This window comes from Nonomuraea sp. B12E4 (genome assembly GCF_039871825.1).
Lineage (GTDB): Bacteria > Actinomycetota > Actinomycetes > Streptosporangiales > Streptosporangiaceae > Nonomuraea.
Map to the genome: position 1 here is coordinate 315814 of NZ_JBDPME010000004.1, position 14312 is coordinate 330125.

At 69.4% G+C, this 14312-nt stretch carries 15 protein-coding genes; 7 read left to right on the forward strand and 8 right to left on the reverse strand.

Translation table 11 applies throughout. The features are described 5' to 3' along the window. Nucleotides 1-57: 57 nt before the first annotated feature. Nucleotides 58-894, reverse strand: a complete 837-nt coding sequence (locus tag ABGB18_RS12825) for a helix-turn-helix transcriptional regulator (RefSeq protein ID WP_347695669.1) — start codon at nt 892-894, stop codon at nt 58-60. A gap of 103 nt (nt 895-997) precedes the next feature. On the opposite strand from ABGB18_RS12825, the gene ABGB18_RS12830 reads away from it, so the two are divergent. Continuing rightward, nucleotides 998-2413, forward strand: coding sequence for an MFS transporter (locus ABGB18_RS12830; protein WP_347695670.1), 1416 nt, complete (start codon nt 998-1000; stop codon nt 2411-2413). Between the two features lie 400 nt (nt 2414-2813). On the opposite strand, the gene ABGB18_RS12835 is transcribed toward ABGB18_RS12830, so the two are convergent. Then, nucleotides 2814-3035 carry a DUF397 domain-containing protein gene (locus ABGB18_RS12835; protein WP_347695671.1) on the reverse strand — a complete coding sequence of 74 codons (222 nt, stop codon included), beginning with the start codon at nt 3033-3035 and terminating at the stop codon, nt 2814-2816. A gap of 54 nt (nt 3036-3089) precedes the next feature. After that, a complete protein-coding gene (locus ABGB18_RS12840; RefSeq protein ID WP_347695672.1) occupies nt 3090-3953 on the reverse strand; it encodes a helix-turn-helix transcriptional regulator in 864 nt (287 codons plus the stop codon). A gap of 669 nt (nt 3954-4622) precedes the next feature. Here ABGB18_RS12840 and ABGB18_RS12845 point away from each other — a divergent pair. The 5 genes from ABGB18_RS12845 (at nt 4623) to ABGB18_RS12865 (ending at nt 9389) form a co-directional block, all read left to right on the forward strand. Then, the gene (locus tag ABGB18_RS12845; protein WP_347695673.1) at nt 4623-4838 is read left to right on the forward strand and encodes a hypothetical protein; all 216 of its coding nucleotides are present in this window, start codon (nt 4623-4625) and stop codon (nt 4836-4838) included. A gap of 1 nt (nt 4839) precedes the next feature. Then, nucleotides 4840-5487 (forward strand): hypothetical protein, encoded by a 648-nt coding sequence (locus ABGB18_RS12850; RefSeq protein WP_347695674.1) that lies wholly within the window; start codon nt 4840-4842, stop codon nt 5485-5487. Between the two features lie 157 nt (nt 5488-5644). Next, a complete protein-coding gene (locus ABGB18_RS12855) occupies nt 5645-7834 on the forward strand; it encodes a molybdopterin-dependent oxidoreductase (protein ID WP_347695675.1) in 2190 nt (729 codons plus the stop codon). Between the two features lies 1 nt (nt 7835). Continuing rightward, nucleotides 7836-8447 (forward strand): HD domain-containing protein, encoded by a 612-nt coding sequence (locus tag ABGB18_RS12860; protein WP_347695676.1) that lies wholly within the window; start codon nt 7836-7838, stop codon nt 8445-8447. 120 nt (nt 8448-8567) lie between these two features. Beyond that, the gene (locus tag ABGB18_RS12865) at nt 8568-9389 is read left to right on the forward strand and encodes a Rieske 2Fe-2S domain-containing protein (protein ID WP_347695677.1); all 822 of its coding nucleotides are present in this window, start codon (nt 8568-8570) and stop codon (nt 9387-9389) included. Nucleotides 9390-9446: 57 nt separating this feature from the next. Here the strand turns inward: ABGB18_RS12865 and ABGB18_RS12870 are convergent, their stop codons facing one another. From ABGB18_RS12870 to ABGB18_RS12880, 3 genes are all read right to left on the reverse strand, one after another. Further along, nucleotides 9447-9689 (reverse strand): hypothetical protein, encoded by a 243-nt coding sequence (locus ABGB18_RS12870; RefSeq protein ID WP_347695678.1) that lies wholly within the window; start codon nt 9687-9689, stop codon nt 9447-9449. A 119-nt stretch (nt 9690-9808) separates the two neighbouring features. Beyond that, nucleotides 9809-10804, reverse strand: coding sequence for an SPFH domain-containing protein (locus ABGB18_RS12875; RefSeq protein WP_347695679.1), 996 nt, complete (start codon nt 10802-10804; stop codon nt 9809-9811). A gap of 86 nt (nt 10805-10890) precedes the next feature. After that, nucleotides 10891-11679: an ABC transporter ATP-binding protein gene (locus ABGB18_RS12880; protein WP_347695680.1), complete on the reverse strand. Its 789-nt coding sequence runs from the start codon at nt 11677-11679 to the stop codon at nt 10891-10893. Nucleotides 11680-11747: 68 nt separating this feature from the next. Between ABGB18_RS12880 and ABGB18_RS12885 the strand changes: the two genes are divergently transcribed. Beyond that, the gene (locus tag ABGB18_RS12885; protein ID WP_347695681.1) at nt 11748-12467 is read left to right on the forward strand and encodes a hypothetical protein; all 720 of its coding nucleotides are present in this window, start codon (nt 11748-11750) and stop codon (nt 12465-12467) included. 5 nt (nt 12468-12472) lie between these two features. On the opposite strand, the gene ABGB18_RS12890 is transcribed toward ABGB18_RS12885, so the two are convergent. Then, the gene (locus ABGB18_RS12890; RefSeq protein ID WP_347695682.1) at nt 12473-13087 is read right to left on the reverse strand and encodes a response regulator transcription factor; all 615 of its coding nucleotides are present in this window, start codon (nt 13085-13087) and stop codon (nt 12473-12475) included. Further along, complete coding sequence (locus tag ABGB18_RS12895; protein ID WP_347695683.1) at nt 13084-14199, reverse strand: GAF domain-containing sensor histidine kinase; 1116 nt, start codon at nt 14197-14199, stop codon at nt 13084-13086. Before ABGB18_RS12895 ends, ABGB18_RS12890 begins: the two co-directional genes overlap by 4 nt. Nucleotides 14200-14312 lie beyond the last annotated feature (113 nt).

The following is a 14312-nucleotide window of genomic DNA, read 5'->3' on the forward strand; positions in this document are numbered from 1 at the left end:
GCCGCTCTTCCGCTCAGTCCGGGACAATCACGGACCGAGCATTCTAGAGGCCGCAGATTAGCTGGCGATATCCCCTTTCCCCATCAAAACAGACACAGCCGACCGGGTCTCGTCGTCCAGCGGCGTGTAGACGACCATCCGCAGCTCGGGAGCCGCCGTGAGGCTGGTGGTGCTGAAGCGCAACTCCCCCAGCCGCTCGTGCTTGTACGCCTTGACCCGGGGCCCGGGATCGGCCACGTCCTGCCTGGCCCACAGGCGGGCGAATGTGGCGCTCTCGGCGGTGAGCCGGCGTACGAAGTCCTGCCAGCACGGGTCGTCCGCGTGACGGCCGTAGGAGGCTCTGAAGACGGCCACGGCCCGGGCGAGCTCCTGCTCCCGGTTGAGCAGCACGGCGCTGGTCTCGGGGTTGAGGCAGGACTGCCACAGCGAGTTCCGCTCGCCCTCGGGGGCGACGGCGATCTCGGGGAACAGCGCGGCGTAGGCGGCGTTCATGGCCAGGATGTCGTAGCGGCTGTTGGTCAGGCTCGTGGGCATGTCACCGAGCCGGTCGAGTATCTGCCGCATCTCGGGCGTCACCTGGCTGGAGTCCGCGTTCGGCGGCACCTCTGCGTGCCCGGCCAGCCGGTAGAGGTGGTGGCGCTCGGCGCTGTCGAGGCGGAGGGTGCGGGCCACGGCGTCGAGCACCTGGGCGCTGGCGTTGATCGGCCGGCCCTGCTCCAGCCACGTGTACCAGGTGACGCCGACCCCGGCGAGCTGGGCCACCTCCTCGCGGCGCAGGCCGGGCGTGCGCCTGCGCGGCCCCGGCGCGAGGTCCACCATCTCGGGAGTGACCCGTTCGCGGCGGCTGCGCAGGAAGGCCGCGAGGTCGGAGCGTCGCTCGTCGGTCACTGTCACATCCCCTACTATGGCGACATCTCCGACACTTATCCAGGTGGCGTCAATACCAGTATAAATAAGCTCTCGTTACTGGTACTGGATCCCCGGCAGACTGATCGACATGACGCAAACTGCCGCCTTCATCCCTCCTGCGGGCACGAAGCCGCAGGAGACCAAGGCCAGCGGGCTACTCCTGGCGATCATCCTCGTGGGGCAGTTCCTGGCCATCCTGAACGTCAACATCGTCAACGTGGCCACCCCGACCATCGAGTCCGACCTGCACTCCTCGGGCGCCGGACTGCAGATGATCGTCGCCGGATACACCATTGTCTATGCCGTCCTGTTGATCACCGGAGCCAGGGTCGGCGATCTGCTCGGCTATCGCAAGGCGTTTCTGGGCGGCCTGGCGGTCTTCACCCTCACCACGCTCGGCGCGGGCACCGCGCCCACGACGGGCTGGCTGGTCGCCTTCCGCCTGCTCCAGGGCGCGGGGGCGGCGATGATGATGCCGCAGGTGCTCACCTTGATCCAGCGCAACTACCAGGGCGCGGCCCGGGGGCGGGCGATCGGCCTGTGGTCGCTGGTGATCAGTGGCGGCATCGTGGTCGGCCAGGCGCTCGGCGGGATCCTGCTGGGGTTCGGCGCGGGCTGGCGCCTCGTGTTCCTGGTGCTGGTGCCGATCGGCGCGCTGCTGCTGCTGGCCGGGCTCCGGGTGCTGCCCGCCGACCGGGGCGGCGGCGCCACCGGGCTCGACCCGTGGGGGCTGGTCAGCCTGTCGGCGGCCGTGCTGCTGTTCGTGGTCCCGCTGGTCCTCGGCCGCGACCTCGGGTGGCCGGTGTGGGGCTGGATCTCGATGGCGTTGAGCGTGGTGGTGTTCGCCGCGTTCGTCCGCATCGAGCGGTGGGTGACCTCCCGCGGCGGGCGTCCCCTGGTGGACGCGCGGGTGCTGCGCGCGCCCGGCATGCGGCCAGGGCTGGCGATCCTGCTGTTCGGCCCGGCGACCTGGGGCTCCTTCCTGTTCACCTCCTCGCTGCACCTGCAGACCGACCTGCGCATGTCGCCGCTGGCCGCGGGCCTGATGCTGGTGCCGTGCGCGCTGGCCTTCGGCCTGGTCGGGCTGCTCTGGCCGCGCCTGCCGATCGGGCTGCAGCGCCCGCTGGTGCCCGTCGGCTATGTGGTGGCCGCGCCCGCCTACCTGGGGCTCGGGCTCGCCGCCGGCGGCGGTGTCCCGTACGCGATCATGGGCGCGCTCATCGGTGCCGGGCTCGGCGTGCAGGTCGCGGTCACCAACATGGCGACCGAGCAGGTGGACGGCGCCTTCGCGGCGGACGCCAGCGGCGCGCTGCTCACGGTGATGCAGCTCGGCCAGGTCATCGGGGTCGCCACGGTGGGCACGCTGTTCATCTCGCTCAGCCAGGGTACGCCCACCTCGATGTCCGCCTCCCTGGCGGCCGCCATCGCGATGGCGACGCTGGCCGTCCTGGCCGGGCTGAGCTCCCTCTTCCTCGTACGGCGCCGCGTGCCGGCCCGGGGCTGATCGCGCGTCCGGCGGGGGCGACATCGACCCCCGGGTCGCACGGGCCCGGAAACTCCCGGCCATGACACGACATGACAAGGCCCGCGTCCAGCGGGGCGCGGGCCTTGTCGTTCACCGAAGAAATATTTTTCGCGGAAGCGGGCGGTCGAACTCGTTATCTACTGTCGCCGGCGGCCGCGACCCGGAAATCTGACGGGCACGGAACGGAGCCCTGCGACGGGGGCGCGAGGGTCCGTGGAAACGACGAAATATGACCGGGGCGGTTGATCACCTCGGAGCGTGCCTGTGCCATGATGTTCATATCTTCCGAGCTTGCCAATGAGCCGGATGAGGGCCGTGCCATGCCCCGGCTCCAACGGCCCTGCGGGTTGTGCCAGCAACTTGCCAGGGCCGTTATCAATTACGCGCCCGCGGCCGGCGCCACCAAATCGAATTCGCCTTCACGGACACCCGCGGTGAAAGCCTCCCACTCCGATGACGTGAAGACGAGCACCGGGCCGTCCTGCTGCTTGCCGTCACGCACCGCGACATTCCCATCGGCCATGTTGGTGATTTCGACACAGGCATCTGCGCCATTGCAGAAGGAGCTCTTCCGCCAAGCCGCCGTCGTGTGGATGTGCATTTTCTCCCCAAATAGACAAAGGGGCACCATTGCCCCTTGTTGAGGTTGATTGGCCTAACGCCGCCACAGCATAGCTTTGCGCTGTATGAGTACGCGCGATTCGCCCTCATCCAGCGCCTCCGACCTGATGTGGCCGAAAGCGGTTTCGTACCCCGCTACTCGTTCGAGATCCTCGACGAAGTTAGCAGTGTACAACTGTTCGAGGTAGACCACATCGTCGAAGTCCCTGAACTTCAGGTGGATGAACGCACTTGTGTTCACCGGATGAAGTGAGTCCAGGGTAAGGACGTGGAGACTGACGTGTGGGAGCAGCGAGATCTCCAGGAGATGCTCCATCTGCTCACGCATCACCGAGGGTTCCCCGAAACGGCGGGTCAACGCCGACTCGTCCAGCACGACCGTGAGCGCGCAGGGATTTGATCGGTGTAAAACTCGCCGCTGCCGGTCGAGACGGGCCTCGACACGGCTCCGGACACCGCTGTGCGTGATGCGCGCGATGCCGCGAGAGGCCAGGATGACTTCCCGCGCATAGTCCTCGGTTTGCAGGAGACCAGGCACGATCTGGGGTTCCCAGGATCGCTGAGAGGTCGCCTCGGCCTCCAGCCCGAGAAATCTTGTGTATTCCCCGGGTAGAGCGTCTTCGTAATCCTCCCACCACCCACGCTGTTCCGCATCCCGCAACAGGCCGAAGAGCTCGTCAAGTTTTTCCGCGTCCACGCGGTAGAGCTCCGCCAGGGCCTTGATGTCGTCGGCGCTGGGCATGGTCTTGGCCGCCTCGATGCGGCTGACCTTGCTCGCGGACCAACCGAGCTCTCCGGCCGCCTTGGCTCCCGTGAGCTTCTTTCTCTCCCTGAGGAGGCGCAACTCCTGGCCGAGCCGGAGTCTGCGTACTGTAGGACTGCCCTGCTGCGATGGCACCGTCCACTCTCCTTGTCGGGAATGAAGGTGTAGCCGGTAGGGGGGTTGAAGGTCAGGCTCCCTGGCCCAACGGTCAATCTTACACTGCAAGTTGCATGTGTAGTCCCACATGGCCTTGCCGGAAGGCTTTCACGGAGAGAGCCTAGGGGCAAGCCGGGATTCGCGACCGTGCCCAGGTCCGGGCGGGTTCCTCACGCTGCTCTCCTGCTCCGACCGCCTCGACACATCTCGTGCAAGTTGCACGGCAAGCTCACCAGCAAGCTGCGAAGAAAGTTAAATCTTCCCTTGCGAAAAGTATTGCAGCATCGCGGACGTCGGAGGACGATCGGGACCAGGAGGGATTCCCGAAAGACGAGGAGGCCGGACATGACCACACGGCCGTACGCATCGGGCCTTCCCTCCATGACCGCGTGCCCGCACCAGGGGCGCCTCGCCGGCAACGTCGCCGTCCCGGAAACGAAACTTGACCCCAGGGAGGCCGCTTGCCGGAAGGATCTCGTAACCGCCTGAAGAGTCCAGCACACATCCGCTCATTCGAGCACGCAAAAAGCCGGCCGACGCTGACCACCAGTTCGCCGCATATGGGCTGCCACCCTGCGACGAGACCGGTCGCCAGCCGTCGGACCGGCCAAGAAGCCACCTCTAAAATGCCGCGAAAGGGGTCTTCTTATGTACTCACAAGGTACCAAGGGACTCGGCCGAATCAAGTCCTGGATCCATGACCTCATCTTCTGGGTCGACCGCGAAATCTGCATGGAGCCCGACGAATTCGCCTACCGAATCGGCTGGACCGTCAGGAGGACGGGATTCGGCTCCCGGTGCTACCGCGACCCACGATTCGACCAGCTCAGCCTGCCGAACAGGGTGCCCGAGGAGGTGTCCTGACGTGCCGAGGAACCCGCGCAACCAGATCTATCCCGCCAACGAGGACCTCCCCGCCGCGGGCGGCGGCGGGCCGCTGGTCCGGCTCTGGCGGATCCGCACCGAGTTGCTGCTGATCACCGGGCTGGCGCTGTTCACGCTGACGCTGCTCGGCGCCACCCAGGAAGGCCGCTGGCTGCCCTTCGTGCTGCTGACGAGCGCGATCTCGGTGCCGGCCGCCACGCGGACGGGACGCAACTGGGTCGTCGCCCACTTCTGGTGCGTGGTCTCCAGGCACCGCCTGCAGCGGGTCTGCCTGGAGACCACGATGCACACCAGGGCCGGGCGGATCCCGTTGGTGCTGTGGATCACCCCGACCGCGACGGGCGAGAAGGCGCTGATCCTGACCAGGGCCGGGATCTGCGCCGAGGAGTTCGAGGCGTACAGCGAGGAGATCGCGGCCGCCTGCTGGGCCAGGAGCGCCTGCGTCTATCGGCACCGCAAGCGGGCGCAGTTCCTGATCGTGGAGATCGTCCGGCGCGACGAGGCGCCCGGCGCCGCCTCTCCCGGCCTGGACCGGCTGTACGGCCGGCGAGCGTGGATCTCGCTGAGACCCGACCTTGAGGAGCCGCCTGATCTGCGCACCGACGTGGTGCTGCCGCGGGTCGGCTGACGACGAACTCAAAGATCTGAGGACTTTTCCGAAAAACCTGGGGAATCCGGGAAATTCCCCGGGGAGGGCAAGCCCCGGAGACCGCGGGGGCTCCGGGGCTTCCCCATGTGTACGGCACGGGCCAAGATGAGTTCAGCTGACGAACTCAGGAGTCGCGATGACGTCGACCGTCCACCGGACCTGCCCTCTCTGCGAAGCCGTCTGCGGCCTGACGCTCACCCTCGACGAGGGCGGGCATGTCACCAGCGTCCGCGGCGACAAGGAGGACCCGTTCAGCAAGGGGTTCATCTGCCCCAAGGGCGCCAGCCTGGGCAGACTCGACGAGGACCCCGACCGCCTGCGCAAGCCGCTGATCCGGGAGGGCGAGCTGTGGCGGGAGGTCGGCTGGGAGGAGGCTTTCGCGGCCGTCCGGGCGGGCCTCGACGGGGTGGCCGACCGCCGGTCCGTCGCGATCTACCTGGGCAACCCCAACGCCCACACCATGGCGGGCGCCCTGTACGGCGCGCCGCTGATCAAGGTGCTCGGCACCCGTAACGTCTACTCCGCCAGCACGGCCGACCAGATGCCCAAGCACGTGGCCAGCGGCCTGATGTTCGGGCACCCGCTGGCCATCCCCGTCCCGGACCTGGACAGGACCGACTACCTGCTGATGCTGGGCGCCAACCCGCTGGACTCCAACGGCTCCCTGTGCACGGCGCCCGACTTCCCCGGCCGGCTGAAGGCGCTGCGCCGGCGCGGCGGGCGGCTCGTCGTGGTGGACCCGCGGCGCACCAGGACCGCGGCGCTGGCCGACGAGCACGTCTTCGTACGTCCCGGCACAGACGCCTATCTGCTGTTCGGGATCGTGCACACGCTGTTCGAGGCGGGGCTCGTGACACCGTCGCACGAGGTGAACGGGCTGGACCAGGTGCGCGAGGCGGCCAAGCACTTTCCGCCGGAGGCGGTGTCCCGGCGTACCGGGGTGCCCGTCGAGGTGATCAGGCGGCTGGCCGGGGAGCTGGCGGCGGCGCGTACGGCGGCCGTCTACGCCCGGATCGGCACGTGCACGGCCGAGTTCGGCACGCTGGCCCAGTGGCTGGTCGACGTGCTCAACGTGCTCACCGGAAACCTGGACCGCCCCGGGGGCGCCATGTTCGCCAAGGCAGCAACCGAGTCGGGGGTGGGGCGCGGGCGCAGGCCGTACACGGTGGGGCGATGGAAGAGTCGCGTCAGGGGGCTGCCGGAGACGAACGGCGAGTTGCCCGTGGCCACGCTCGCCGACGAGATCGAGACGCCGGGCGAGGGGCAGGTCACGTTCCTGCTCACGGTGGCGGGCAACCCCGTGCTGGCGGCGCCCCACGGGCCCCGGCTGGACGCGGCGTTCCGGCGGCTGGACTTCATGGTGAGCGTGGACCCGTACCTGAACGAGACCACCAAGCACGCGAACGTCATCCTGCCCCCGCCCCGGGTGCTGCAGTCGGGGCACTACGACTTCGCGCTGCTCGGGTTCGCCGTGCGCAACTACACGCGCTACTCCCCGCCGCTGCTGCCGCTCGACGGGCAGCAGCCCTCGGAGGCCGAGATCCTCGCCAGGCTGGCCATGATCGCCGCCGGTATGGAAGGGGACCTGGACGCGTTCGTCATCGACGAGCTGCTGCGCAAGGCCACGGAGACGCCCGGCTCCGGCGTCGAGGGGCGGGACATGGCGGAGCTGCGGGCGGAGCTGGAGGGCGAGACGGGCACCGAGCGGCGGCTGGACCTCATGCTCCGGCTCGGCCCCTACGGCGAGTGGGCGGGCAAGGGCGACCTGTCGCTGCGCAAGTTGCTCGACAACCCGCACGGCCTGGACCTGGGCGCGCTGGAGCCGCGCCTGGACGAGGTGCTCAGGACCGCCTCCGGGCTCGTCGAGCTGGCGCCGCCGCCGCTCATCGAGGACGTGGAGCGACTGCGCGGCAAGCTGGCGGAGGAGCCGCCGGAGATCGTCCTGATCGGGCGGCGTCACCTGCGCTCCAACAACAGCTGGATGCACAACGTGGGCCCGCTGGTGGGCGGCAGCAACACGTGCACGCTGCAGATCAATCCGGCCGACGTGGCCCGGCTCGGCCTCGGCGAGCAGGCCGTGGTCCGCTCGGCCAAGGGGGAGCTCATCGTGCCGATCGAACCCACCGGCACGATCATGCCGGGCGTGGTCAGCCTGCCGCACGGCTGGGGGCACACCGAGAACACACAGAGCGTGGCGGCCGATCATCCGGGAGTGAGCGTCAACGCGCTCACCGACGAGACCACGGTGGACGTTCCGAGTGGTAACGCAGTGTTCAACGGAGTTCCGGTAAGCATTTCACCAACCGGGGTGATCATCGCGCAATAAGGTGTCGCGCGTGACTATCGCGCCAGAAGAGGACCGCCTGAACTCCCAGATCGCCTTCGCCGTCGAGATCGACAAACTGAAGCGGATCATCCGCCGCAACCATCTGATAGACGGTTCGCGGCGGGAGAACACCGCCGAGCACTCTTGGTACGTGGGCACGTTGGCGATGGTCCTCGGCGAGCACGCCCCGCCGGGGACCGACCTACAACGGGTGGTGGCCATGCTCCTGGTACACGACCTGGTCGAGATCGACGCAGGTGACACCTTCGTCTATGACCACGTGGCGGTCGAGGCCCAGGCGGCGGCCGAGACCGCCGCCGCCGACCGCATCTTCGGCCTGTTGCCCGAGCCCCAGGCCGAGGAGTTCCGGGAGCTGTGGGACGAGTTCGAGGCCAGGAAGACGCCCGAGGCCAAGTTCGCCAAGGCACTTGACCGTTTTGCACCGATCCTGGCCAACCACCACACCGAGGGCGGCACCTGGCCGCTTTTCAAGGTCACGGCAGCGGAGGTCAGGGAGAAAGTACGGATCATCGAGGAAGGCTCCCCCTCCCTCGGCTCCTATGCCCTGGAGCTGGTAGAACTCTCCGTGGCGAGGGGACATCTGTCCGAGTGATCCCCTCTTGCCCGGGGTAGGGGACTTGTCGTGAAAGAGACAGTACGAGCGGGACGTCGGCATTTGCGGCGTCTCGCTGGGCCGGTTGCCCTCGCCGATCGGCTCGAGAAGTCGAAGGCCATGGACACGCCGGTCAGAGTGCTGGCCAAGACCGTACGCCGGCGGGTCCGCCCCGCCTGGCTACGCGACCTGCTGCACGGCGTACCGATCGGCAAGCCGCTGCACCCGCCGCTGGCCACCATCAGCCTGGGCTGCTGGCTGTCGGCGGCGGTGCTGGACGTGGCCGAGGCCGACCCCCGCGCCAGCCGGCTGCTGCTGGCCACCGGCATCGCCAACGCGCTGCCGACGGCCGCCTCCGGGCTGACCGACTGGTCCTCCCTGCACCGCGAGCAGCAGCGCGTGGGTTTCGTCCACATGCTGTCGAACATGACCGCGCTCGGCCTGTTCTCCGCCTCCCTGCTGGCCCGGCTGAGCGGCCACGAGCGCCCCGGCCGGATGTTGTCGTTCGCCGGGCTCGGCGTCGGCGCCCTCGGCGCCTACCTGGGCGGCCACATGGCCTACCGGCAGGCCGCGGGCGCCAACCACGCGCCGCAGGTCACCCACCTGGTGCCGCTGGGATGGCATGACCTGTGCCCGATCAGAGACCTGCCCGAGGGCCGGCCGGTGGCGCGGCGGCTCGGCTACATCCAGCTCTTCGTGCTGCGCAGGGGCGATGCCGTGACCGTGCTCGCCGACCGCTGCCCGCACCTGGCGGGCCCGCTGCACCAGGGCAGGCTCGTCATCGACGGTCAGGACGCGTGCGTGGTGTGCCCGTGGCACGGGAGCACGTTCAGGCTGGCGGACGGCTCGGTGAAGCACGGCCCGGCGACCGCCCCCGCGCCCATGTTCGAGACGCGGCTCCGCCGCGACGGCACGATCCAGGTCCGCCCGGGCCCAGCCTGACCCGTCAGCCACCCTGACCCCAGCGACCCGGCCTGACTCACCGGCCGCCCTGACCCGTCAGCCGGCCTCGTCGGCAGTGGGCTCGGCCTCGTCGGCCGGGTGCTCCACGAGAGCGAGGATGCGGCTGGACATGAACCTGGCCGTCCGCACGGCCGTGCCGCTGCGAGTGACCTCGCTCACTTCGACGAGCGCCCGCCGTGTGGCCACCTCGACCCGCCGACCGGCGCGAGTGGCCCTGATCTCGTAAGTACGCGGCGTCCCACCCGCGTCGATGACGATCTCCACTCGATCACCCTTCATGTACGGATTTATACCCATAAGCCCAGCTATCCATCCGCACACCAGTACGAAAATCCCCCAAATCCATCAACCAACGACCGCGGCACAGAAGGTCGCGAAAGTCGTGGCGGAGCGTGAGGCTAGGGCCCCGTGCGGCGGGGCTGGGAGTACGGGTTCTGGGTGTCCCGGGCTGGGGGGCCGGGGTCCAGGTGGTGGGCGTCCGGGGAGGACTTGGGCGGGGCGAAGAGACCGCCCAGGCCCTCCAGGACCTTGCCCATCTCCGACGGCACGATCCAGACCTTGTTGGCATCGCCCTTGGCGATCTCGGGCAACGTCTGCAGGTACTGGTAAGCGAGCAACTGCTGGCTCGGATTGCCCTCGTGGATGGCCTTGAAGACCATACCGATCGCGTCCGCCTGCCCCTTGGCACGCATGGCCTGCGCCTCCGCCTCGGCCTGCGCCCGCAGCACGGCGGCCTCCGCCTCGCCGCGCGCCCGCAGCACCGAGGCCTGCTTCTCACCCTCCGCCGCCAGGATCGCAGCCTGCCGCTGTCCCTCGGCGGTCAGCACGGCCGCGCGCTTGTCACGGTCGGCCCGCATCTGCTTCTCCATCGAGTCCTGGATGGAGGCGGGCGGGTCGATGGCCTTGAGCTCCACCCGGTTGACCCGGATGCCCCACTTGCCGGTCGCCTCGTCCAGCACGCCACGCAGCGCGGTGTTGATGTCCTCCCGCGAGGTCAGCGTACGTTCCAGATCCATACCCCCGACCACGTTGCGCAGCGTCGTGACCGTGAGCTGCTCGACACCGATCAGGAAGTTCGCGATCTCGTACGTGGCCGCCTTCGGATTGGTGACCTGGAAGTAGATGACGGTGTCGATGGACACCACGAGGTTGTCGGAGGTGATCACGGGTTGCGGCGGGAAGGACACCACCTGCTCCCGCAGGTCGATCATGTCCTTGATGCGGTCGATGAACGGCACCACCAGGTTCAGCCCCGGGGTCAGCGTCCGGTGATAGCGGCCCAGGCGCTCGATGATGGCGGCCGTGGCCTGCGGGATGATGCGAATCGTCCGGGCCACGACGAAGCCCACCACAGCGACCACGACGATGGCGACGATGAGCTGCTGGGTGGTCATGGCGACACTCCGAAGCCGAGGGGGCCGACTTCGTAGATGCTATTTGGTTTCAGCTTCCAGCGGCCTTTATCCGCATAAATGGAGATCTAGTGGGCTCGGGCGTACCAGCGTCCCTCGGTTCCGCGCTCCAGCGACAGCGGCACCCCGAACGTGTGCGACAGGTTGTCCGACGTCATCACGGTCTCCAGCGGCCCCTGGGCCACCACGGAGCCGTGCCGCAGCAGCAGCCCGTGCGTGAACCCGCTCGGCACCTCCTCCACATGATGCGTCACCAGCACCAGCGTCGGCGAGCGGTAGTCGCCAGCCAGCACCGACAACCGGCGCACCAGGTCCTCGCGCCCGCCGAGGTCGAGCCCGGCCGCGGGCTCGTCGAGCAGCAGCATCTCGGGGTCGGGCATGAGCGCGCGGGCGATCTGCACCCGCTTGCGCTCCCCCTCCGACAACGTGCCGAACCGCCTCCTGATCAGGTGGGCCGCGCCCATCATGTCGATCAGCTCAACGGCTCTGGTGACGTCGTTGGAATCGTATTCCTCCGTCCAGCGGCCCATGATCGCGTAGGAGGCGGTCAGCACCAGATCGATGACCTTCTCCTCCGGCGGGATCCGCTCGGCCAGCGCGGCGCTCGCCAGCCCGATCCGGGGCCGCAGATCGAACACGTCCGCCTGCCCCAGCCGCTCCCCCAGCACCTCGACCAGGCCCTCACTCGGATAGAGCAGCGTGGCCGCGACCTGCAGCAACGTGGTCTTGCCTGCCCCGTTGGGCCCGATCACGACCCACCGCTCATCCTCGTTGACCGTCCAGTCGATGCCGCGCAGCAGGGCCGCTCCGTCGCGCCTGACCGCAACGTCCTGGAGCCGCAGCACCTGACCACCCATCCCCGAACCTCCTTTAGGAGCCACCCTCGGGACAAACCTATTGCAGGGCGAGCGCTTATCGTGGATCGGTGCGCCCTGAATCGCCTGTCTGTCCGTCCCTGGTCGCCTGGGGCAACGCGTGGCTCGCCGGTCACATCGGTCTCGACGAGGCGGCTGACCACGTGGAAGCCGTCGGCGGGCCCGCCGTCGCGGGCGACGTTCCGTTGCGTAAATACCTGGCAAACCTGCGGTCCGACGGCTTGCACGAGTTCCGGCTCGCGCTCCCCGCGCCCGGCGACCCGCTGGGGTTGTCCGGGCCCGCGCCGTTCAACTCGGCGGCGGTCGACGTGGGCCAGGCCGCCATAGCCGTGCTCGCCGAGCGAAACCTCGGGCTGGTGCCCGCGCCGGACCTGCGCGGCTCGTCCTACGTCGGAGTGCGCCTGGAGGTGCACGACGCCGGGCCAGTACGCCAGGATCTGCCGTCGCTGTCCGAGGCCGAGCGCGAGCTGTCGGAAGCCATGCGCTCCGCCACCGAGGCGCTGGCCTCCGTGGACGGCCCCGCGCAGACCCGCCCCGATCGGCTGGGACATCAGGGCGGCGAGCTGGCGCCCGGCTATCCCGCCCGGGCGCATCGGGTCTCCACGCTGGCCGCCCGGCTGGTCACGGTGCTGCGCATGGCCGACGAGCGCGGGCTCACCTCGGGCCAGATCGCCGCCCGCGGGACCGCCCTGCGCGAGCTCGACCGAGCCGCACGCCGCGCGCTCGTCGCCGCCCACCACGCGATCTTCGAACCGCTCCGGAGCCCGTAGCCCGGTCAGCCCAGACCGTGCCGGACGGCGTAGAGGGCGGCCTGGGTGCGGTCCTGGACGCCGAGCTTCATCAGCACGTTGGAGACATGAGTCTTGACCGTCTTCTCCGCGACGGCCAGGCACCTGGCGATCTCCCTGTTGGACCGGCCGGCCGCGATCAGCGCGAGCACCTCCCGCTCCCGCTCGGTCAGCGGCACCGGGGCGGGCACGCCGGCCGCCCCGCCCAGCATCGCCTCCGCCGCCTCGGGAGCCAGCAGCACCTGCCCGCCGTGCACCGCCCGTACGGCCTGGACCAGCGCGGGCGGATCGACGTCCTTGTAGAGGAACCCCGACGCGCCCGCCCGCATCGCGGACCCCACGTCCGACCGGTCGCTCACCGACGTGAGCACGACCACCCTGGTCGCCGAGCCGGACAGCCGCTCCAGCGTACCCAGCCCGTCCAGCACCGGCATCTTCAGGTCCAGCAGCAGCACGTCGGGGTCCAGCTCCCCGACCAGCGCGACGGCCTGCTCACCGTCGCCCGCCTCGCCGACGACCGTGATGTCGTCCTGAAGGTCGAGGAACGTCCGCAGGCCCTGGCGTACCACTGGATGATCGTCGGCGATCAGGACCCGGATCAAACGCCCACCTCCATGCGTACGGTCGTGCCCCTGCCGCGGCCCGACTCGACGGTCATGACGCCGCCCACGGACTCGGCCCGGTCGCGCATCGACGCCAGGCCCAGACCACGCGACTCCTCCTGCTCGAACCCGGCGCCGTCGTCGCGGACGGTCAGGGCCAGCCGGTCGCCCTCCAGGGCCAGGCACACCGAGACCAGGCGGGCCTCCGAGTGCCGCAGCGCGTTGTGCAGAGCCTCCTGGGCCACCCGCAGCACCGCCACCTCGACCGCCGAGTCGAGCGGGGGCAGCTCGTCGCACTCGAACGTGACCGAGGACGCGTGCAGCCGGTCGAACATGCGCACCTGCTTGCGCAGCGTCTCGGCCAGGCCGTGCCGGTCGAGCTCGGCCGGGCGCAGCTCGACGATCACCGCGCGCAGCTCGGACAGGGCCTCGCCGGCCAGCCGCTGGACGCGCTCGAGCTCCGCGGCGGCCTGATCCGGCGCCTTCGCCAGCATGGCGGCCGCGGCCTGGGCGGTGAGCCGGAGCGAGAACAGCTTCTGCGTCACGGCGTCGTGCAGCTCCCTGGCCACCCGGTTGCGCTCCTCCAGCATGGCCAGCTCCCGGCCGCGCTCGTAGAGCCTGGCGTTGGCCAGCGCGATGGCGGCGTGCGCGGCGAACAGCGTGAGCAGGTCCTGGTCCCCCCGCGTGAAGCCGCCGGACGTGCGCTTGTTGGCCAGGAAGATGATGCCGAGGACCTGCTCGCCGTCGCGGATGGGCACGCCGAGGAAGTCCTTCATCACCGGGTGGGCCTTGGGCCACCACTCGAACCTCGGGTCCTTGCGCAGGTCGGGCAGTCTGGCGGGGGTGCCGTCGCGGAGCATCGCGCCGAGCATGCCATGCTGCCTGGGGAGCGGGCCGATCGCGTCCCACTGCTTGTCGGTCAGCCCCTCGGCGACGAACTCGCCGAACGACCCGTCGTCATCGGGCACGCCGAGCGCGGCGTAGCGGGCGTCGAGCAGGCGCTGCGCCGAGCGTACGATGACCTGCAGCACCTCGCGGACCGACAGGTGGCGGGTGACCGCGAGCACCGCGGAGCTCACCGCCTGCAGGACCTCGTCTCGGTCGGCCGTCACGGCACCCACTCTAAGGCGGGCCGCCTCCGGCGAACCGCGGCCTTGGTCCTAGGACGATGTGCCCAGGACGGGCGGGCCGTCGGCCCGATGTGCGGCCGGGTGCCGCGTTCCTA